The sequence below is a fragment of the Neobacillus terrae genome, assembly GCF_011393025.1.
In the GTDB taxonomy this organism is placed as follows: domain Bacteria; phylum Bacillota; class Bacilli; order Bacillales; family Cytobacillaceae; genus Neobacillus_A; species Neobacillus_A terrae.
In genome coordinates, this window is sequence record NZ_JAAOEO010000027.1 from 1 (window position 1) to 19,484 (window position 19,484).

The window sequence follows — 19,484 nt, forward strand, 5'->3', positions numbered from 1 at the left end:
TAGTTGGGACATGCGTCCCTGTGAGAGTAGGACGTTGCCAGGCAAACGAAAGACAACCTGTATGGGTTGTCTTTTTTATTTGGTCATGAACAGAGTTTCAGGGACAAAACATAACCACAGGAGCAAAGAATAGTCCTTGAACCAGTGCCTCGAGGGAAGTCTCGACCACGGCTGCAAACAGACAGTAGCTTGACCGTCTGCGGAAAACGAGCTCGTGGAAGCAAAAATCAACAGGCAAGTATTAAAAAATGATCTAAAAGATAAAATACTTCCCGTCCTTTTTAAGAAATCCAAGATAGACATACACGTAAACCCAAAGAGCCTCATAAAATAGTATTCAAGTACTATAGCAAAAATATAATTCGAAAAATTGTATACAATTGAAAGGGCCAGGGCAGAATAGGTGTATGGAGGTGGAGGAATGAGTTCGTTATTTGCGCATAGCCAGCCTGGGGAAAGTTGCGTTATTTGTGAGGAATTCAAAGAAAAAGGTATTCATCTATACACTGTCTTTATCTGCACTGAATGCGAAAAGGAACTGATTCATACAGAAACGAATCATCCAAAATATAAGTATTTTTTAAAACAGTTAAAAAAGATAACCACACCAGAAATTTTTTCATAAGAGTCCTGTTAAGGGCTTTTTTTTAGCTAATCATAATTTAATCCATAAATTCTGAACGCATAAGCAAAACTGGGGCATCCTCAAAAGTATTTGGCGGATGCCAAGTTTTTCTAATGAAAAGATGTACCCGACACTGCTTTTTGATAAAATGAACTAGACACTTAAAAGGAAGTAAAGATAATGGATCAAAAAAAGACACCTTTATATACAGCGCTTATCGAACATAGCAGCAAAAAGCCTATTTCATTTCATGTACCGGGGCATAAATACGGAAAGGTTTTTCCAACTGAAGAAGGAGATAACTTTAGGGGAATTCTTAAATTGGATGCTACGGAAATTACCGGGCTCGATGATTTGCATTCTCCTGAAGGTCCCATCCGTGAAGCACAGACATTGCTTGCCAATTTATATGGAGCGCATCAAAGTTTTTTTCTTGTAAATGGCTCTACCTCTGGCAATTTAGCTATGGTAATGGCAGCATGTAATGTAAATGATGTCGTTCTAGTACAAAGAAATTGCCATAAGTCCATTATGAATGCTTTAAAGCTTGCAAAGGCCCAGCCGGTTTTTCTAGGTCCTGACTATTTGGATGACTGGAAAATAGCAGCCGGAATAAGCAGGGAGACAGTTGAAAAAGCACTTGAAGTCTATCCTCAGGCAAAGGCGTTGATCCTTACATATCCGAATTATTATGGGATAGCCGCGGATATGGAAAGCATTATCTCTTTAGCACATGAAAAGAATATTCCTGTTCTGGTTGATGAGGCCCATGGGGCGCACTTTAAACTGGGCGGTTCATTTCCGTCATCTGCAGTGGAGATTGGAGCAGATATTGTTGTTCAATCTGCGCATAAAACACTGCCAGCGATGACGATGGGTTCATATTTGCATTTTAATAGCCAGAGAATAAAGCTTGAGACTGTTGAAGAATATTTGCATATTTTCCAATCCAGCAGCCCATCTTACCCAATAATGGCCTCTTTGGATTTAGCCAGGGGTTATCTTGGTACTTATGGAGAAGCGGATAAGAAGCATGTACTTAAACAAATTCATTTATTCAGGCAGCTTTTGAAGGAAATACCCCAAATTAAACTTTTGGAATATCCAAATGGCCAAGGTGATCCTTTAAAAATAACGATACAATCAGCCTGCAGTTTAAGTGGTTTTGAAATTCAAAGTCTTTTGGAGGCTAATAGTATATATACGGAGCTGGCGGACCCTTTTAACGTGTTGTTTGTTTTCCCTCTGCTGAAAGATGGAATGGCATACCCTGTGAATGAAACGTTAGAAAAGATAAGACACTCTTTAAAAGATTTAAAAATGGCCGTTCAGCCAAGTTACACTAGTTATAAAGGAAATGCCATCTCTGAGCTTACTATCCCTTTTGATGAAATGCCCAGCTATGAGGCAGCAGAGATACCCTTGCATGAGGCAGTGGGAACAATTGCAGCTGAATCCATTATCCCCTATCCACCAGGAATACCTTTAATCCTGGCAGGCGAAAGGATTACAATAGAAATGTTGAAAAACCTGCTGGAATTAAGAAAAAGCGGAGCCAGGTTCCAGGGAGGCTCAATTACAGAAAAAAATATGCTGAAAGTATTACGGCCTTAATGGCATTACATAGGACCGGTTTTTGGAGGGTATAATTTTTATGGAAAACGGAGTATTTATTACGATTGAAGGGCCAGAGGGAGCAGGTAAATCGACTGTGATAGTCATGCTCGCACAACGGCTTGAAGAAGAAGGATATCCTGTCCTGCTGACAAGGGAACCAGGTGGAATTGAAATTGCGGAGCAAATTAGGAAGGTGATTCTGAATCCTGATAATACCGCAATGGATCCGAGGACGGAAGCCCTGCTATATGCTGCGGCCAGAAGGCAGCACCTTACAGAGAAGGTGAAACCCGCTCTAGAAAAAGGAAGTATAGTACTTTGTGACAGATTTGTTGATAGTTCGCTTGCTTACCAGGGCTATGCCCGAGGTTTGGGAATGGAAGAAGTATTTACGATTAATCAGTTTGCTATTGAAAATATGATGCCTGATACGACTCTTTATTTTGATATTGATCCTGAAGAGGGATTAAAGCGGATAAACAGTCATAAGGGAAGGGAAATCAACCGGCTTGATCTCGAAGCTCTCGATTTCCACAAAAAGGTAAGGGAAGGCTATTTAATTTTAAAAGAACGCTTCCCGGAGAGGTTTATATCAATTGATGCTTCAGCTTCTGTGGAAGATGTGTTTACATTTGCATTTGAAAGTCTTAAAGAACGCATTGCAAAAATAAGAGAATGAGCCTTCTGAGAAGGCTTTTTTATATAGGAATTCTTGCCGTTTTGCCTGCTGGCTTAAATTCAATAAAAAAAGGGTAAAGATTAAGAGTATAATAGGAATTCCTGATAATTTCCATTTTGATTACCATGTATGGAACATTAATACCTGTTATAATAAAAAGAGAATATGTCGGGAATAAATTGAAGGGGAGATTTATATGAAATTAATTTTAGCTGTTGTACAGGATCAGGATAGCAATCGTTTATCACAGGCTTTGATGGAGAACAATTTCCGTTCTACAAAGCTTGCTTCAACAGGTGGCTTTTTAAGGGCTGGAAATACAACCTTTATGATTGGTACTGATGACATCCGTGTAGATAAAGCCCTTCAGGTTATTAAGGATAGCTGCAAGTCAAGAGACCAGCTGGTCGCTCCTGTATCTCCAATGGGAGGAAACGCAGATTCTTATGTCCCATATCCCGTTGAAGTACAAGTAGGCGGAGCTACAGTATTTGTATTACCAGTTGAAAACTTTATGCAATTTTAAAAGAAAAGTCCGAGGAAAAAAAGATGAAAATTAATCAGGATTTACGCTTGAATATAGATCAGCTGAAGGCAGACCAAAAGCAGCAGCCTTTAAATAGTTCAAGGTTTAATGACTATGTCCAAAAACAGGAACAAAAACTTCATGTTGATGGTCTGAGGCAGCTGCTCGATGATATTGGAAATGCTGGGGACAGGCTTGCCCGTTCCCGAAACTTTAAGGACTTAGCAAAGTTTAAGACACTGGTAAAGAAATTTGTTAAAGAAACAGTGGACTTTGGCATGGGGCTTAAGCAGTCCCATAGCTGGAACCGGTTTGGCCAGGGAAGATCGTTAAAGACTGTGGAAACAATAGATCAGAAGCTGATGGAATTAACCGAGGAATTAACGCAAAAAGAAGAAAAATCAATAGATGTTCTAGGGAAAATAGGGGAAATCAAGGGTCTGTTGATTAATTTATATACGTAAGAGAGTGATAGGGTTGGCTAAAACATGGGGACAATTGGAAGAAATGCAGCCTACAGTGCTGAAAATGATGAAAAACAGCATAGTAAAGAACCGCGTAGCCCATGCCTATATACTGGAAGGCATGAGGGGGACCGGAAAAAGGGAAATCAGTTTACTGCTTGCCCGTTCCTTGTTTTGCGAATCACCAGTTGAAGGATATAAACCCTGCGAAAACTGCAATAACTGCAAAAGAATTCAGAGTGGAAATCATCCGGATATACATCTTTTGGAGCCAGATGGCTTATCAATAAAAAAACAACAGATTAAAGAATTGCAAGAAGAATTTTCAAAAAAAGCTGTTGAGTCATCCAGAAAGATTTATATGATAATCGATGCCGACAAAATGTCTGCAGGAGCTGCTAACAGCCTTCTTAAATTTTTGGAAGAACCAAACTCACAGACAACGGCCCTGCTGGTTACAGAGCAGGTTCAGCAGATACTTCCAACCATTATATCCAGATGCCAAATTTTATCTTTTAAACCTTTACCCACTTCTGCAATGGTTAAACAACTGACTGAAAACGGCATTGATTTACAAAATGCCCCTTTGCTTGCACATATCACGAATAATTTGGATGAGGCCATAGCACTAAATGTCGATGATTGGTTTGCACAAGCCCAAAAAATAGTGGTAAAATTATATGAAGTGTTGAAAAAGAATCCGCTTGAAGCAATGGTCACCCTTCAGGGGGATTGGTTTCCACACTTTAAAGATAAAGAGCAGGTAAATCGTGGTTTAGATCTTTTATTGCTTATTTTTAAGGATTTATTATATATACAGCTAGACAAGCAGGATCAAATTGTCTTTAAAAAGGAAAGTGAGCGGTTAAGGCAATTTGCTCTGCATACTTCAGGAAAAAGCATCACTGGGCAAATGACTGCCATTCTGGATGCCAAAAGAAAGCTGCAGGCGAATATGAATCCTCAATTAATGATGGAGCAGCTTGTTTTAAAATTGCAGGAGGGATCTATACTTGTATGATGTTGTAGGAGTACGCTTCAAAAAAGCGGGGAAAATATATTATTTTGATCCCGGAGATCTCTCAATTCAAAAAGACGACTTTGTCATCGTGGAAACTGTCCGCGGTGTGGAATATGGAAAAGCAGTAGTTCCACGCAAACAAGTGGACGAGCATGATGTAGTGCTTCCATTGAAAAAGGTTGTCAGAATTGCAGATCAAAAGGATCGGATGCTGGTGGAAGAAAACAGGCAGGCCGCACGGGAAGCATACGATGTGTGCTGTGATAAAGTAAATGAGCATAATCTCGATATGAAGCTGGTAGATGTAGAATATACATTTGACCGCAATAAAGTAATCTTTTATTTTACCGCTGATGGAAGAGTTGATTTTCGTGAGCTGGTAAAAGATCTGGCAGCAATTTTCCGAACCCGAATCGAACTTCGCCAGATTGGAGTAAGAGATGAAGCCAAAATGCTGGGTGGTATCGGGCCATGCGGACGTATGCTTTGCTGTTCAACTTTTTTAGGTGACTTCGATCCGGTTTCAATTAAAATGGCCAAGGATCAAAATCTTTCTTTAAATCCTACAAAAATTTCCGGCTTATGCGGACGTTTAATGTGCTGCTTAAAGTACGAAAATGATGAATATGAATCTGCAAAAGAGCAGCTTCCGGACTTGGGAGAAGTTATTGAAACTCCAATGGGCAAAGGGAAGGTTGTAGGTTTAAATATTTTGGAGCGAGTTCTTCAGATAGAGTTTAAAGAACAGGAAAGAGTTCTGGAGTACACGCTGGAGGAAATTATTAAAGAAGGTGCCTTTTCTGTACAATCCACAGATTAATGAGGTGGAAGCGTGGATAAGAAAGAGATTTTTGAATCAGTGACGAATATGGAAAGCCAAATTGGCGAGCTTTACCAGAGACTTGGGGAGTTAAAGAAGCATTTGGCGGAAATACTAGAAGAAAATCACGGGTTAAAAATTGAGAATGAACTTTTGAGACGCCGTCTTGATTTAACTGCTACAGAAGTAAAAGCAAAAGGGGATAAACGGAAAAAGACAGGCCCGACTGTTAGTACCGGTGAAAAAGCCATTGATATTGGCGAGGGATACGACAATCTTGCCCGTCTTTACCAGGAAGGATTCCATATCTGCAATCTGCATTTTGGAAGCTTGCGAAAAGAGGGAGACTGCCTATTCTGTTTATCATTTCTCAATAAAAAGTAGACAGCCTTCCATTTGGAAGGCTATTTTTCTGGTTCATTTAGGAAATTATAGGATTTTAACCTTGTGGATAACTTGAACTAGGTTATTGTAATCCAGCTCCAGCGCCCAGCCCCTCGGGGTCATAAGCCAAATCACTTCAGAAATCAGGATTTCTTACGTGATTCGTCTTATGCCTGTCGGAGGCCCACAGGATGTGGGTCAGGAAGGCGTTGCCACAGGATGTGGCGATTTTAGCCTTTCATCATCTGACTAGGGCGCTTGCGCCTTTTGTTCTTATAAGGAATATTTTAACGGGGGATTATTAATGGTTATGTTAAAAGATGATGAACGGCTGGATTATTTACTTGCTGAGGATTTGCGGATTATTCAAAGTCCCTCTGTCTTCGCTTTTTCCCTGGATGCCGTTCTTCTTGCAAGGTTTGCATATGTCCCGATTCAAAAAGGGAATTTAATTGATTTATGCAGTGGAAATGGGGTTATTCCGCTTTTTCTTAGTGCTAGGACAAAAGGTACTATTACTGGCGTGGAAATTCAGGAGCGCCTTTATGATATGGCTGTAAGAAGTATTGATTATAATGGACTTCAGGACAGGCTTCATATGATTCACGGAGATATTAAAGAAATGCCGGAAAAGCTGGGTCATGGTAAATATGATATTGTCACTTGCAATCCTCCATATTTTACAACGCCTTCTAAGAATGAAATGAACCCTAATGAACATTTAGCCATTGCACGCCATGAAATTTTCTGTACACTGGAAGATACGGTTCGGGTATCAAGCCAATTATTGAGGTCGGGAGGCAAGGCAGCGTTTGTCCACCGTCCGGGAAGACTAATAGATATTATTACATTGATGAGAAAATATCGGCTTGAGCCAAAAAGGATTCAGTTTGTTTATCCGAAGGAAGGCAAGGAATCCAATATCCTGCTTGTTGAAGGAGCTAAGAATGGAAATCCTGATTTAAAGATTTTACCTCCTCTGTTTGTTTATAATGAGGAAAATGAATATACTCCGGAGATAAGAGAGATTTTATATGGAGAATAAGGGACATTATTTTTATGTACTAACATGCAGGGATGGCAGTTATTATGGCGGATATACCAATAATCTTGAAAGGCGCCTGAAGCTTCATAATGAAGGGAAAGGAGCCAAGTACACAAGAGGGCGCGGTCCTGTCAGTCTTACATTTGCCAAAGAATTTGATACAAAAGAGGAAGCAATGAAAGCAGAATATAGGTTTAAGCAATTAACCCGGCTGAAAAAAGAGCAATTTTTAAATAGAGAAACGAGTGATATAAATGTGGCAGCAGAAAAGCTTTGAAAATGAAAATACTAAAGGGATCCTCTACCTAGTTCCAACACCAATTGGCAATCTTGAAGATATGACCTTCCGGGCCGTCCGAATTTTAAAGGAAGCAGATCTTATTGCTGCAGAAGATACCCGTAATACAAAAAAACTATGCAATCATTTTGAGATCACAACCCCGCTAATCAGCTATCATGAGCATAATAAGGAAGCAATCGGAGGCAAGCTGATTGAAAAACTGCGGGAGGGTGCCAAAATTGCCGTTGTGACTGATGCAGGTACACCAGCAATCTCAGACCCGGGATTTGAACTTATTGAAAGTGCGATTAAAGAAAAGCTAACTGTAGTTCCACTCCCTGGGGCAAATGCTGCTGTTACAGCCTTAATTGCTTCTGGGCTATTAAGCCAGCCTTTTTATTTCTATGGCTTTTTAAATCGGCAAAAGAAAGAAAAGCGGAAAGAGCTTGAAGAATTAAAGAAACAACAAGCCTCGCTGATTTTTTATGAATCGCCCCATCGTTTAAAAGACACCCTTGCTCTGCTTCTTGAGGTATTAGGCGACCGAAGGATTGCAGTATGCAGAGAGATTACAAAGAAATACGAGGAATTTATAAGAGGAACTATAAGCGAAATAGTCAGCTGGGCTGATGAGAATGATCCAAGGGGAGAATTTTGCCTGATAATAGAAGGTACGGATGAGGTTCCACAAGAGGAAGATTTATGGTGGGCAAACATTTCTATCGAGGATCATGTAAATCATTACATAGAATCCGGACAAATGAATTCCAAAGAGGCAATTAAACAGGCCGCTAAAGACAGGGGAATGAATAAAAGGGATGTTTATCAGGCCTTTCATATTGATTAAGGACAGAATGGCACTTGAATCCCGAGAATAATAAAAAAGCTTCTCCAGCTGGAAGGAGAAGCTTTTTTATCGTTTAATCAAGTTATGATCTTACTTTACAGTTTCAAAAGTGTTTTGGATTTCTTTGATTAGCTGCTCTGCACCTTCGCGGCTAAGAATTAATTTTCCGCCTGCAAGGGTGATATTGTCATCAGAAACTTCACCAGTGATTTGGCAAGTCATATTTGGCTTGTATTTTTTCAAAATAATGCGCTCGTCATCTACATAGATTTCAAGAGCATCCTTTTCAGCAATACCAAGTGTACGTCTTAATTCGATTGGAATAACCACACGGCCTAACTCATCAACTTTACGAACGATACCAGTAGATTTCATTTAAATTTTCTCCTCTCGCTTATAAACATTTTCTCTATATGTTTTTATTCGTCATTATTCGACAAAATTTTTAACACCTTAATAATACCAGCCATTCCAAAAAACGTCAATTACTTTCACCCGAAAAATAATAGAAACTTTTGGAATAACAATAAAACACTATTTAATCAATGTTTTGTATATAAAAGTAATTAAATTTTATATAGAAAAGGCAAAAATTGAATAATTTTGATAAAATGATGATTGTTCACTTTTTCGACATATTTCAACAGTAATTTAAAATGTCCCGTCATATGATTCGTTACCACTAAGCTTTTTATAGGGATAGTTAAAAAGGTTATTTTACACAATAAGAGGATTTTATTGTCAGGTTTATTGCACAAACAGCAGATTTTCGGTATATTTTGTTGATATAATAGCAAGGAAAGAGGCAATAATGAATATATTATTCACTTTTTATAGAAAGATAAGGAGGGACTTTCATGAATGAAAAATTAAAGACATTTTATCTGACAACACCAATTTACTATCCAAGCGGAAATTTACATATTGGGCATGCCTACACCACAGTGGCAGGCGATGCAATGGCACGCTATAAGAGGATGCGTGGTTATGATGTTATGTATCTGACAGGAACAGATGAACATGGTCAAAAAATTCAGCGGAAGGCTGAAGAAAAGGGTATTACTCCTCAGCAATATGTAGATGAGATCGTGAGCGGAATTCAGGATTTATGGAAAAAGCTTGATATCTCATATGATGATTTTATTCGGACTACTCAGGACCGACATAAAGAAATTGTGGAAACACTATTTGCCAAGCTTCTGGAACAGGGAGACATTTATCTGGATCAGTATGAAGGATGGTACTGTACCCCGGATGAAGCGTTTTTTACGGACCGCCAATTGGTCGACGGAAAATGCCCTGACTGCGGAAGGCCTGTTGAAAAGGTTAAGGAAGAATCCTATTTTTTCAGAATGAGTAAATATGCTGACCGTCTTTTAAAATTCTACGAGGAAAATCCAGACTTTATCCAGCCTGAATCGCGGAAGAATGAAATGATCAATAACTTTATTAATCCGGGTCTGGAGGATCTTGCCGTTTCAAGAACTTCATTTGAATGGGGAATAAAAGTTCCTGGTGATCCTAAACATGTTATTTATGTATGGATAGATGCTTTATCTAACTATATTACGGCTCTTGGCTATGGAACAGATAATGATTCCAAGTATTTAAAATACTGGCCAGCTGATGTTCATCTGGTAGGTAAGGAAATTGTCCGTTTCCACACTATTTACTGGCCAATTATGTTAATGGCTTTAGATATTCCTCTTCCTAAAAAGGTATTTGCCCATGGCTGGCTTTTGATGAAGGACGGAAAGATGTCTAAATCTAAAGGAAACGTAGTGGATCCGGTCACCTTGATTGACAGATATGGACTGGACGCTCTCCGCTATTATTTGCTTCGTGAAGTTCCTTTTGGCGCAGATGGTGTATTTACACCAGAAGGCTTTGTCGAAAGAATCAATTTTGATTTGGCAAATGATCTTGGAAACCTGCTGAACAGAACTGTAGCCATGATTGACCGCTACTTTGACGGCGTTATCCCTGAGTATAAAGGAACTGTTGGCAAGTTCGATTCTTCTCTTCAGGAGATGAATAAAGAAACAGTCGAGAAATATGAAGAAGCTCTGGAAAATATGGAGTTCTCAGTAGCGCTTTCAGCCATTTGGCAGCTAATCAGCAGGACAAATAAGTACATTGATGAAACGCAGCCATGGAATCTCGCGAAAAATGAAGAAGCTAAACCTGAACTTGAAAGTGTAATGGTTCACTTGGCAGAATCTCTGCGCAGGGTGGCTGTATTACTCAAACCATTTTTAACAAAAACTCCTACTGAAATTTTTGGACAGCTTGGACTGGAGTCAGAAGAATTAAAGGCATGGGATAGCCTTGCTGAGTTCTCAAAGATTCCGGCAGGAACCAAAGTTCAAAAAGGAAACCCAATTTTCCCTCGTCTTGAAATTGCAGAAGAGGTTGAATTCATTAAAACTCAAATGCAGGGAACAGAGCCTGTGAAGGAAGAGCCAAAGGTTGAGGTTGAAAAGTCTGATACTGAAGAAATTTCGATTGATGATTTTATGAAAATTGACTTGCGGGTGGCAACAGTACTACATGTTGAGCCGGTGAAAAAAGCAGATAAGCTGTTAAAGCTTCAGTTGGATCTTGGTTATGAAAAACGTCAGGTAGTTTCAGGTATTGCACAATATTATAAGCCTGAAGAATTAGTTGGCCGAAAGGTTATTTGCGTAACAAATTTAAAACCAGTAAAACTTCGCGGCGAGTTGTCTGAGGGTATGATTTTGGCAGGTTCTGTCGAAGGAAAACTGTCGGTTGCTTCAGTGGATGAAAGCCTGCCAAACGGGGCAAAAGTGAAGTAATTAACCGGGGAATGTTCCACGTGTAACAGCGTAAGGAGCATTCCTTTTTGTTTTTCAAAAGGGTAAATTCTTTTTTAAAATCCGTCGAACTGTGTAAAATAAGGAATGACCAAGTGTGAATTTATTGGCGAAAAGGATATAACTCTATGCTCTTAAAATTTTCTAAAGAGGAGATAAACGATGTTATTTGATACCCATGTCCATCTTAATGATGAGCAGTATAAAGAGGATTTAGAAGAAGTCATTGCGCGTGCACAGGAAATGGGTGTTTCGGAGATGACAGTTGTGGGCTTTGACCGGCCAACAATTAAAAAGGCGATGGAGCTAGCGGAAAAATATGAGTTTATTTACGCATGTGTCGGCTGGCACCCGGTTGATGCTATTGACATGACAGAGGAAGACCTGAAGTGGATCGAGGAGCTGACTTCGCACCCCAAGGTGGTAGCTATTGGGGAAATGGGCCTTGATTATCATTGGGACAAGTCGCCTAAAGACATTCAAAAAGAAGTTTTTCGTAAACAAATCAGGCTGGCTAAAAAAGTGAAGCTGCCAATTGTTATTCATAACCGTGAAGCTACAGCAGATATTGTTGAAATTCTGAAAGAAGAAGGGGCAGAGGAAGTAGGGGGCATTATGCACTGTTTCAGTGGAAGTGTAGAAACGGCCAAAGAATGTGTTGAAATGAATTTTTATATTTCCCTTGGAGGGCCTGTGACTTTTAAGAATGCGAAAAAGCCAAAAGAGGTAGCTGATGAGGTTCCTTTGGAAAAACTGCTGATTGAAACGGACTGCCCTTATTTAGCTCCTCATCCGTACAGAGGAAAAAGAAATGAACCCGGTTATGTAAGATTGGTAGCTGAGCAAATTGCTGACATTAAAGGCATCTCTCTTGAAGAGGTGGCAAATGTGACAACCAGGAATGCCAGAGAAATTTTCGGCATAAATCGATAGGACAATCTGTCGAGAGCGGGGGGATTTTGTCCTAATTTTTCTGATCATATAATGTTCTACATGTCTCCTTTTCATCATAGGATAGTTTGTGTCGAGAAGTTTTCCTTTGCATTTTGTCCTACTTTATGCATAATTAAAAATACGTTCCAGCAAAGTGTATTGGTTGACAGTCGGCACCATAGTTCTTTATAATCACTCCAAAGAAAAGGAGGCGTTTTTCATCGTAATCAAAGACATGAAAAACCTGTTTTCTAAGTCTTTGAGCGGAAAGAAAGTGATGATTCTTGTTGCTAGTTTCCTAGTTTTTGCAGCTACCCTCGGAGTTCTTTTTTATGAGGGATCAAAGAAAACGGTAGCATTAACATTAAATGGCAAGGAAACAGTCATCAAAACACACGCAGATACGATCCAGGACATCTTTGACGAACTTAAAATATCCCTACGCTCAGAAGATTACGTGTTTCCCACGACAAACACCAAGGTGAAAAATAACCTGGCGATTGTCTGGAAACCGGCTAAACAGGTTCAAATTGTGAAAGACAACGAGAAAAAAACGGTCTGGACAACAGCAGAAACAGTTGCTGAGCTCCTCAAACAACAAAACATTGTTTTGAACGCACATGACCAAATTTCTCCAGGAACGCAAGAAACGATTAAAGGTAGGATGGATGTTGCTATCAAAAAAGCAATGCCGCTTACACTAGTGGACGGCGGACATCAGAAACAGGTTTGGTCCACTTCGGCTACGGTCGCTGACTTTTTAAAACAGCAGGGAATCAAGCTAAATAACTTAGACCGGGTTGAACCGTCATTGACTGAAACAGTCATGGAAAATGCCGTTATCAACGTTATTCGAGTAGAAAAAGTCACCGATGTGGTGGAAGAACCAGTTCAATTTGCTGTAGTAACCAAGAAGGATACTCAATTGGAAAAAGGAAAACAGAAAGTGGTAACAGAGGGACAGCAGGGTTTGATCTCTAAAAACTTTGAAGTAATCCTTGAAAACGGCAAAGAAAAATCCAGAAAACTGATTAGCGAGAAAAAGGTAAGAGATAAGCAGGACAAAGTAGTAACAATGGGAACAAAAGAATTAGTCGCACAGGTTTCACGGGGCGAGGTAAGCGCAAGCAAAGAATTCTACGTAAGCAGTACAGCTTATACAGCGAGCTGCAATGGATGCTCAGGGCATACAGCTACAGGAATCAATCTTCTAGCTAACCCTGGGGCAAAGGTAATTGCTGTGGATCCGAGTGTAATTCCGCTTGGAACGAAGGTTTATGTAGAAGGTTATGGATACGCAGTAGCGGCAGATACCGGTGGTGCAATCAGAGGGTACAAGATCGACGTCTTTTTCCCCTCTAATTCTGAAGCTTACCGGTGGGGTGCACACAAAGTGAAAATTAAAATACTTAAATAGTTATGCTGATGCAGGGGATGGGGGTCCTCTGCATTTTGCTTTTTTTCAGGATTTCTTTATACTAACAGTAAAACATTTAATATTAATTTATGTGTTTTACCTATTATATAGACGAATTATATTACAGAAATGTTTCAGTTTTTTTTCAAATATATATAAATTTTTTTAAACCGTCAAGGTAGTTTAAGAAAAATAATTAAAAATATAGAAAAAAACTGTGTTAATTTATTTCTATATGTATTAACGGCTTGGGAAAAGCCTTTTTTTGGAGGAAAAATGAAAATAAAAGAAATCATAGTAGTAGAGGGAAAAGACGATACAACAGCAATAAAAAGAGCAGTTGAGGCTGATACGATTGAAACAAATGGGTCAGCGGTTAATAGTGAAACAATTGAAAAGGTGAAACTTGCCCAGCAGACAAGGGGAGTTATTATTTTCACTGATCCTGATTTTCCAGGAGAAAAAATAAGAAAAACAATAACCGAGAAAGTCCCAGGCTGCAAGCATGCATTTTTAGAAAAAGAAAAAGCCATTGCTAAAAATAATAGGGGACTTGGCGTGGAGCATGCAACTCCGGAAGTAATACGCGAAGCTTTAAAGAATGCACTTTTAATGCAGGAGGAAATAGAGGAGCTTATAACCCAAGGCGATTTGATTGATGCCGGCCTTATAGGTGGCGAGGGAGCCAAAGAAAGGCGAATAAAGCTTGGAAAGCTCCTTAAAATAGGCTATGCCAATGGAAAACAGCTTCATAAACGCTTGATGATGTTTCAGATCAGCAGGCTGGAATTTTCAAAAGCCCTTGCTGCAATACTTCAGGAGGAAGAAAATGAATAAAGACATTGCAACTCCCATCAGAACGAGGGAGATTCTTGAAAAATACGGATTTTCATTCAAAAAAAGTCTCGGACAAAATTTTTTAATTGATACAAACATACTAAAGAAGATTGTCGAAGCGGCTCAGCTTAAAGAAGATTCAGCCGTAATTGAAATTGGCCCGGGAATTGGAGCCCTTACTGAGCAGCTTGCCAGAAGTGCTGCAAAGGTTGCAGCATTTGAAATTGACCAGCGTCTCCTCCCTATTCTAAAGGATACACTTTCACCCTACCCAAACGTAAAAGTAATCCACCAGGATGTTCTTAAAGCCGATGTTAAAGGAATGATGGAGGAAGAGTTTAACGCCAATCAGGATGTCATGGTCGTAGCCAACCTCCCTTATTATGTGACAACACCAATCATTATGAAGCTTTTGGAGGCTCAGCTCCCTATCAGAGGGATAGTCGTTATGCTCCAAAAGGAAGTAGCAGAAAGGATTTCTGCCAGCCCAGGTTCGAAGGAGTATGGATCTTTATCCATTGCCATTCAATACTACACTAAGGCTGAAATTGTGATGGTTGTACCTAAAACAGTCTTTGTTCCGCAGCCTAATGTGGACTCTGCTGTAATTAGACTAACTAGACGTGAAAGACCCCCAGTGGAAGTTAAAAGTGAAAGCTTCTTTTTTCAGGTAACAAAAGCAAGCTTTGCCCAAAGGAGAAAAACGATCCTCAATAACCTAACAAGCCAGCTTCCGGATGGTAAACAGAGGAAAGAGGAGATATTAACTGCTTTGGCTGCCAGCGGAATTGAAGCAGGGAGAAGAGGAGAAACTCTTTCGCTCACGGAATTTGCCCGCTTAAGCGATGAATTGTACCCACTTTTTAATTAGGCCCTTTAATCAAGGGTCTTTTTTTTATGCTTTTTCAAAGCATATTTTTTGATTTGGCACAATGTTGATTGGAACGGGGGATGGGCTACTCCTCATAAATGCTTTTGTATTTTCTTCGTGTGGTGTTTAATTGAGGATGCCATTTCAATGTCCTGTGGGAATAACCGCAAGGGAGACCCAGCAGACGACGCACAAACAGCGAGGAGAAAGACCTTGAGAGCTACGCGCTGAAGTTTGACAGGCTCCAGAAACCGCCCTTGGTAATCGAGTCCCTAAAGCGGAAATCAATAGGAAAATTTAACGGAGCCATTTTAAATGTCGGTCTTAATACACCTGGGGCATGAGTTTTCTTGATTAATTTTCCAATTCACAACAGGCAAGGCCATTGCATAGCTTATGAGAGAAATATAAAGGCCTATAAATTCCTGGTCTTATTGGAGTGACGGCAATGGAAGTTAAGAAGAATGATATTGTCGGAAGGCATTCATACAATTGCGATATTCTATTCCGGGTTATAGATATAACTGAAGTAAACGGAAAAAAATATGCCATTCTTTATGGTGAGGATTTCCGTATCGTTGCTGACGCTCCATATGATGATGTGGTGGTTATTGACCAAAACACTCGGAGACAGCTTATAGAGGAATCCAAGACATTGGAGGAACAATCCTTCCGGCTTTTTAGACAGGATGTAGATTTACTGCGGCAAAGACAGGAATATGAAACAACGGATGGTTATTCAAAAACAGCTGCATATTTCCAAATGCCCGGAAAAGTCCTTCATATGGATGGGGATTCAGCCTATTTAAAGAAGTGCATGACGGTATATGAGAAAATAGGTGTTCCTGTTTTTGGTGTTCACTGTAATGAAAAAGAAATGCCGGCTAAGGTTGGCCAGCTTATAGACTATTACAGGCCTGATATCCTGGTTATAACGGGTCATGATGCATATTCCAAAGCAAAAGGAAAAATGGGGGATATTAATGCATACCGCCATTCCAAGCATTTTGTCCAAACTGTATTGGAGGCACGGAAGAAATCTCCTCACCTAGACCAGCTTGTTATTTTTGCAGGTGCCTGCCAGTCACATTTTGAATCTCTAATCCAGGCAGGTGCCAATTTTGCCAGTTCTCCATCAAGAATTAATATTCATGCATTAGATCCGGTTTACATTGTTGCAAAAATAAGCTTTACACCCTTTATGGAGAGAATTAACGTATGGGATGTCCTCCGCAATACCCTTTCAGGTGAAAAAGGGCTAGGAGGCATTGAAACAAAAGGCGTCTTAAGGACAGGGATGCCATACAAACCAGTACAAGAAGAAGAATAATTCCTGCCTTTCTTTGCGGAGAAAGGTTTTTTGTTTTATGGGTTCTAAAATTTTTATGCTTATCTTACTAGATTATCTTTGTGAAAAAAGGGAATTGTAAATGTGGTTAAAAACCAATACATATAACACTTTATAAATGGACACGCTAAAAATGTTGAAAAATAGCAGAAAATGAATAAGAAAAGTTATTGACAATCTTTTTGTTTGACTGATATAATTTTATGTTTTTGTTTGACATAAGTGTGTCAGCGTGTTATACTTTACATAGTGAGGTGGGACCGAATGCCAAAAACATTAGCCGATATTAAAAAGGCTCTAGACTCAAACTTAGGGAAACGATTATTGCTAAAAGCAAACGGCGGACGCAGAAAGACCATTGAACGGTCTGGTGTACTTGCTGAAACTTATCCCTCTGTATTTGTTATTGAATTAGATCAGGAAGAGAACGCTTTTGAGCGCGTTTCCTACAGCTATGCAGATGTTTTAACTGAAACGGTTCAAATTACCTTCTACGAAGATGCAGCAGGACAAGTGGCTTTAAGCTAAATATAACGCTTCAAGCGGGCAGGAAACCATCTGGTTTGCTGCTTTTTACATTTTTAGGATTCATTAAAAAATAGATTCCTTTCCATACTATAAATGCCGACAGTGATGAAAGGGGTTGTTTTCAGATGGCCAGAAGAAGAGGCGTCATGTCTGATCGTTTTAAAGAGGAGCTAGCAAAAGACCTTGGTTTTTACGATGTCGTTCAACAGGAAGGCTGGGGCGGGATCCGTGCAAGAGACGCAGGGAATATGGTGAAACGGGCTATTGAACTTGCTGAGCAGCAGTTACTCAATAAGCGATAATAACTACTACCTTCCTGTTTCAACAGGAAAGCTTTTAAAAAGCATTTCACATCGGCAGAAGTCAGGGGCAGCCCTGGCTTCTTTTTTCTAGGTGAGAATGCTCTGCCCGACCGGAATCAAAGGCAGAGGGGGAATAAAGATAACGAAAAGCCCTCTTCTGGGAGCCTTTCCGGTACCTGTACAAAATAAGAAAATCCAAAATTGACTGGACGTTTTTTTCTTTCGCCAGTGATGTTAGAATAATTATTCTGGAAGCTATTCGGATTAGACGTCTTACAGCTTTCTTTTTGTGGTAAAATAGGACAAAATATGAGGAACGTGGAATTTTACAAAAGTAGGTGGACGCAGTGAAGCTTTTAATAAAAGCACCGGCGAAAATAAATTTAACATTAGATGTTTTGCATAAACGTCCAGACGGTTATCATGAAGTTGAGATGGTTATGACAACTATTGATCTGGCAGACAGGGTTGAACTTACCCTTCTGGAATCAGACCAAATTAAAATACTTTCACATAACCGCTTTGTTCCGGATGATCAGCGGAATCTGGCCTATCAGGCAGCCCAGCTATTAAAAGAGAGGTTTGGGGTTAAAAAGGGTGTTACGATTGCTATAGAGAAAAATATACCCGTTGCTGCAGGGCTTGCAGGAGGCAGCAGTGATGCAGCTGCGGCTCTAAGAGGGTTAAATAAGCTCTGGGATTTAGGCCTCTCAATGGATGAGCTTGCGGCTCTTGGGTCTGAAATCGGTTCCGATGTTTCATTTTGTGTCTATGGAGGAACGGCACTCGCAAGCGGCAGAGGAGAAAAAATCCAGGAACTCCCTGCTCCTCCAACCTGCTGGGTGATCCTGGCGAAACCCTTTATTGGAGTTTCTACGGCGGATATTTACAGACGGCTTGATGTAGCCAACTTGCAGCATCCTGATACAAAATCCATGATCCAGGGAATTGCAGAAAATGATTATCAGGAGGTCTGCAGGAATATGGGTAATGTTCTAGAGGAAGTTACGCTGAATCTGCATCATGATGTTGCTCAGATTAAAGATCAAATGAAACGCTTTGGCGCAGATTCCGTACTGATGAGCGGCAGCGGTCCGACAGTATTTGGATTGGTGCAGCATGATTCAAGAATGCACCGGATTTATAACGGATTAAGAGGATTTTGTGACCAGGTTTTTGCGGTCAGACTCCTTGGCGAACGGCATACTCTTGATTAAGTCCGTACAATATCATTATAATAAGGTTATAATATACGGCTTTGGAGGGTTTTTATGAAATTTCGCCGCAGTGAACGACTGATTGACATGGTAAACTACTTGCTGGAGCATCCTCGCCAGTTGATTCCCCTTACATATTTTGCTGAACGTTACGATTCAGCTAAGTCCTCCATCAGTGAAGACCTGGGAATTATTAAAGAAACCTTTGAACAAAGGGGCATCGGCACGCTGCAAACAGTTCCAGGAGCAGCCGGCGGTGTGAAATTTTTTGTGAAGGTAAGCGAGGACAAGGTAAGACCTTTTATAAAGGAATTATGTGACTTGATTGCCAATCCCGACAGACTTCTTCCTGGAGGCTATTTATATTTAACTGATATTCTTGGGAATCCATCTATCGTGCAGAAAGCAGGGAAAATCATTGCCTCTGCTTACTCCAATACGCCAATTGATGTTGTTATGACTGTTGCTACAAAAGGAATACCGCTCGCTTATGCTGTTGCCAGCCAATTAAATGTACCGGTAGTGATAGTTAGAAGAGACAGCAAAGTTACAGAAGGTCCCACAGTTAGTATTAATTATGTATCTGGATCGGCAAAGAGAATTCAGACGATGGTTCTTTCAAAACGAAGTCTTGCGGAGGGCTCTCGTGTGTTAATCGTAGATGACTTCATGAAAGCCGGCGGGACGGTTATTGGAATGAAAAGCCTTCTAGAAGAATTCAAAGCTTTTGTAGCTGGCATTGCTGTATTGGTTGAAGCAGAAAAGATAGAAGAACGGCTTGTTGATGAATATTTATCACTTGTTCAGCTCTCGGGTGTAGATGTTCGTGATAAAAAAATCAATGTAAAAGAGGGCAATTTTTTTAAAAGGACAAATTAGGAGGAAAAAT

Annotated in this window: 22 protein-coding genes; 21 read left to right on the plus strand and 1 reads right to left on the minus strand. The window is 40.0% G+C overall.

Translation table 11 applies throughout. The annotated features are described in order from the left end of the window. Nucleotides 1–421: 421 nt before the first annotated feature. The 11 genes from G8761_RS23245 to rsmI all read left to right on the plus strand — a co-directional run bounded on the left by G8761_RS23245 (nt 422) and on the right by rsmI (nt 8,308). Entirely contained in the window at nt 422–625 is a 204-nt protein-coding gene (locus tag G8761_RS23245) for a sigma factor G inhibitor Gin (protein WP_166030334.1), read from the plus strand. Between the two features lie 180 nt (nt 626–805). Next, a complete protein-coding gene (locus G8761_RS23250) occupies nt 806–2,239 on the plus strand; it encodes an aminotransferase class I/II-fold pyridoxal phosphate-dependent enzyme (RefSeq protein ID WP_166030335.1) in 1,434 nt (477 codons plus the stop codon). A gap of 40 nt (nt 2,240–2,279) precedes the next feature. Then, nucleotides 2,280–2,921 (plus strand): dTMP kinase, encoded by a 642-nt coding sequence (gene tmk / locus G8761_RS23255; protein ID WP_166030336.1) that lies wholly within the window; start codon nt 2,280–2,282, stop codon nt 2,919–2,921. A 196-nt stretch (nt 2,922–3,117) separates the two neighbouring features. Next, nucleotides 3,118–3,447 (plus strand): cyclic-di-AMP receptor, encoded by a 330-nt coding sequence (locus tag G8761_RS23260; RefSeq protein ID WP_166030337.1) that lies wholly within the window; start codon nt 3,118–3,120, stop codon nt 3,445–3,447. Between the two features lie 23 nt (nt 3,448–3,470). Then, the gene (locus G8761_RS23265) at nt 3,471–3,911 is read left to right on the plus strand and encodes a YaaR family protein (RefSeq protein WP_166030338.1); all 441 of its coding nucleotides are present in this window, start codon (nt 3,471–3,473) and stop codon (nt 3,909–3,911) included. A 13-nt stretch (nt 3,912–3,924) separates the two neighbouring features. Then, on the plus strand, nt 3,925–4,932 hold the full coding sequence (holB, locus tag G8761_RS23270) for a DNA polymerase III subunit delta' (RefSeq protein ID WP_166030339.1): 1,008 nt from the start codon (nt 3,925–3,927) through the stop codon (nt 4,930–4,932). Continuing rightward, nucleotides 4,925–5,752, plus strand: a complete 828-nt coding sequence (locus G8761_RS23275; RefSeq protein ID WP_166030340.1) for a PSP1 domain-containing protein — start codon at nt 4,925–4,927, stop codon at nt 5,750–5,752. Before holB ends, G8761_RS23275 begins: the two co-directional genes overlap by 8 nt. Nucleotides 5,753–5,764: 12 nt before the next feature. Beyond that, nucleotides 5,765–6,136, plus strand: a complete 372-nt coding sequence (gene yabA / locus G8761_RS23280; protein ID WP_166030341.1) for a DNA replication initiation control protein YabA — start codon at nt 5,765–5,767, stop codon at nt 6,134–6,136. 304 nt (nt 6,137–6,440) lie between these two features. Next, complete coding sequence (locus G8761_RS23285; RefSeq protein ID WP_166030342.1) at nt 6,441–7,181, plus strand: tRNA1(Val) (adenine(37)-N6)-methyltransferase; 741 nt, start codon at nt 6,441–6,443, stop codon at nt 7,179–7,181. Then, nucleotides 7,171–7,458, plus strand: a complete 288-nt coding sequence (locus tag G8761_RS23290; protein ID WP_166030343.1) for a GIY-YIG nuclease family protein — start codon at nt 7,171–7,173, stop codon at nt 7,456–7,458. Before G8761_RS23285 ends, G8761_RS23290 begins: the two co-directional genes overlap by 11 nt. Beyond that, nucleotides 7,436–8,308, plus strand: a complete 873-nt coding sequence (rsmI, locus tag G8761_RS23295; protein ID WP_166030344.1) for a 16S rRNA (cytidine(1402)-2'-O)-methyltransferase — start codon at nt 7,436–7,438, stop codon at nt 8,306–8,308. Before G8761_RS23290 ends, rsmI begins: the two co-directional genes overlap by 23 nt. Nucleotides 8,309–8,398: 90 nt before the next feature. Here the strand turns inward: rsmI and G8761_RS23300 are convergent, their stop codons facing one another. After that, on the minus strand, nt 8,399–8,683 hold the full coding sequence (locus G8761_RS23300; protein ID WP_027322585.1) for an AbrB/MazE/SpoVT family DNA-binding domain-containing protein: 285 nt from the start codon (nt 8,681–8,683) through the stop codon (nt 8,399–8,401). Between the two features lie 482 nt (nt 8,684–9,165). On the opposite strand from G8761_RS23300, the gene metG reads away from it, so the two are divergent. The 10 genes from metG (at nt 9,166) to purR (ending at nt 19,474) form a co-directional block, all read left to right on the plus strand. Continuing rightward, nucleotides 9,166–11,124 carry a methionine--tRNA ligase gene (gene metG / locus G8761_RS23305; protein WP_166030345.1) on the plus strand — a complete coding sequence of 653 codons (1,959 nt, stop codon included), beginning with the start codon at nt 9,166–9,168 and terminating at the stop codon, nt 11,122–11,124. Nucleotides 11,125–11,304: 180 nt separating this feature from the next. Then, nucleotides 11,305–12,075, plus strand: a complete 771-nt coding sequence (locus G8761_RS23310) for a TatD family hydrolase (protein ID WP_166030346.1) — start codon at nt 11,305–11,307, stop codon at nt 12,073–12,075. Nucleotides 12,076–12,310: 235 nt separating this feature from the next. After that, nucleotides 12,311–13,492 (plus strand): G5 and 3D domain-containing protein, encoded by a 1,182-nt coding sequence (locus tag G8761_RS23315; protein WP_207789324.1) that lies wholly within the window; start codon nt 12,311–12,313, stop codon nt 13,490–13,492. Between the two features lie 276 nt (nt 13,493–13,768). Then, nucleotides 13,769–14,329 (plus strand): ribonuclease M5, encoded by a 561-nt coding sequence (gene rnmV / locus G8761_RS23320; RefSeq protein ID WP_166030347.1) that lies wholly within the window; start codon nt 13,769–13,771, stop codon nt 14,327–14,329. After that, nucleotides 14,322–15,200, plus strand: a complete 879-nt coding sequence (rsmA, locus tag G8761_RS23325; protein ID WP_166030348.1) for a 16S rRNA (adenine(1518)-N(6)/adenine(1519)-N(6))-dimethyltransferase RsmA — start codon at nt 14,322–14,324, stop codon at nt 15,198–15,200. The genes rnmV and rsmA overlap by 8 nt, the downstream gene beginning before the upstream one ends. A gap of 448 nt (nt 15,201–15,648) precedes the next feature. Beyond that, entirely contained in the window at nt 15,649–16,530 is an 882-nt protein-coding gene (yabG, locus tag G8761_RS23330) for a sporulation peptidase YabG (RefSeq protein WP_166030349.1), read from the plus strand. Between the two features lie 282 nt (nt 16,531–16,812). Next, complete coding sequence (gene veg, locus G8761_RS23335; protein WP_027322578.1) at nt 16,813–17,076, plus strand: biofilm formation stimulator Veg; 264 nt, start codon at nt 16,813–16,815, stop codon at nt 17,074–17,076. Nucleotides 17,077–17,201: 125 nt separating this feature from the next. After that, nucleotides 17,202–17,378: a small, acid-soluble spore protein, alpha/beta type gene (locus tag G8761_RS23340; RefSeq protein WP_027322577.1), complete on the plus strand. Its 177-nt coding sequence runs from the start codon at nt 17,202–17,204 to the stop codon at nt 17,376–17,378. A 347-nt stretch (nt 17,379–17,725) separates the two neighbouring features. Beyond that, nucleotides 17,726–18,595 (plus strand): 4-(cytidine 5'-diphospho)-2-C-methyl-D-erythritol kinase, encoded by an 870-nt coding sequence (gene ispE / locus G8761_RS23345; protein WP_166030350.1) that lies wholly within the window; start codon nt 17,726–17,728, stop codon nt 18,593–18,595. Between the two features lie 54 nt (nt 18,596–18,649). Next, the gene (purR, locus tag G8761_RS23350; RefSeq protein ID WP_166030351.1) at nt 18,650–19,474 is read left to right on the plus strand and encodes a pur operon repressor; all 825 of its coding nucleotides are present in this window, start codon (nt 18,650–18,652) and stop codon (nt 19,472–19,474) included. Nucleotides 19,475–19,484 lie beyond the last annotated feature (10 nt).

What these genes read in the sequence shown, in the direction of transcription:
- G8761_RS23310 (WP_166030346.1), top strand. Translation starts at nt 11,305, where the DNA reads ATGTTATTTGATACCCATGTCCATCTTAATGATGAGCAGTATAAAGAG.
- rnmV (WP_166030347.1), top strand. Translation starts at nt 13,769, where the DNA reads ATGAAAATAAAAGAAATCATAGTAGTAGAGGGAAAAGACGATACAACA.
- yabG (WP_166030349.1), top strand. Translation starts at nt 15,649, where the DNA reads ATGGAAGTTAAGAAGAATGATATTGTCGGAAGGCATTCATACAATTGC.
- G8761_RS23285 (WP_166030342.1), top strand. Translation starts at nt 6,441, where the DNA reads ATGGTTATGTTAAAAGATGATGAACGGCTGGATTATTTACTTGCTGAG.
- rsmA (WP_166030348.1), top strand. Translation starts at nt 14,322, where the DNA reads ATGAATAAAGACATTGCAACTCCCATCAGAACGAGGGAGATTCTTGAA.
- veg (WP_027322578.1), top strand. Translation starts at nt 16,813, where the DNA reads ATGCCAAAAACATTAGCCGATATTAAAAAGGCTCTAGACTCAAACTTA.
- G8761_RS23265 (WP_166030338.1), top strand. Translation starts at nt 3,471, where the DNA reads ATGAAAATTAATCAGGATTTACGCTTGAATATAGATCAGCTGAAGGCA.
- purR (WP_166030351.1), top strand. Translation starts at nt 18,650, where the DNA reads ATGAAATTTCGCCGCAGTGAACGACTGATTGACATGGTAAACTACTTG.
- G8761_RS23300 (WP_027322585.1), bottom strand. Translation starts at nt 8,683, where the DNA reads ATGAAATCTACTGGTATCGTTCGTAAAGTTGATGAGTTAGGCCGTGTG.
- metG (WP_166030345.1), top strand. Translation starts at nt 9,166, where the DNA reads ATGAATGAAAAATTAAAGACATTTTATCTGACAACACCAATTTACTAT.
- G8761_RS23290 (WP_166030343.1), top strand. Translation starts at nt 7,171, where the DNA reads ATGGAGAATAAGGGACATTATTTTTATGTACTAACATGCAGGGATGGC.
- G8761_RS23250 (WP_166030335.1), top strand. Translation starts at nt 806, where the DNA reads ATGGATCAAAAAAAGACACCTTTATATACAGCGCTTATCGAACATAGC.
- G8761_RS23245 (WP_166030334.1), top strand. Translation starts at nt 422, where the DNA reads ATGAGTTCGTTATTTGCGCATAGCCAGCCTGGGGAAAGTTGCGTTATT.
- G8761_RS23260 (WP_166030337.1), top strand. Translation starts at nt 3,118, where the DNA reads ATGAAATTAATTTTAGCTGTTGTACAGGATCAGGATAGCAATCGTTTA.
- tmk (WP_166030336.1), top strand. Translation starts at nt 2,280, where the DNA reads ATGGAAAACGGAGTATTTATTACGATTGAAGGGCCAGAGGGAGCAGGT.
- rsmI (WP_166030344.1), top strand. Translation starts at nt 7,436, where the DNA reads ATGTGGCAGCAGAAAAGCTTTGAAAATGAAAATACTAAAGGGATCCTC.
- G8761_RS23315 (WP_207789324.1), top strand. Translation starts at nt 12,311, where the DNA reads ATGAAAAACCTGTTTTCTAAGTCTTTGAGCGGAAAGAAAGTGATGATT.
- G8761_RS23340 (WP_027322577.1), top strand. Translation starts at nt 17,202, where the DNA reads ATGGCCAGAAGAAGAGGCGTCATGTCTGATCGTTTTAAAGAGGAGCTA.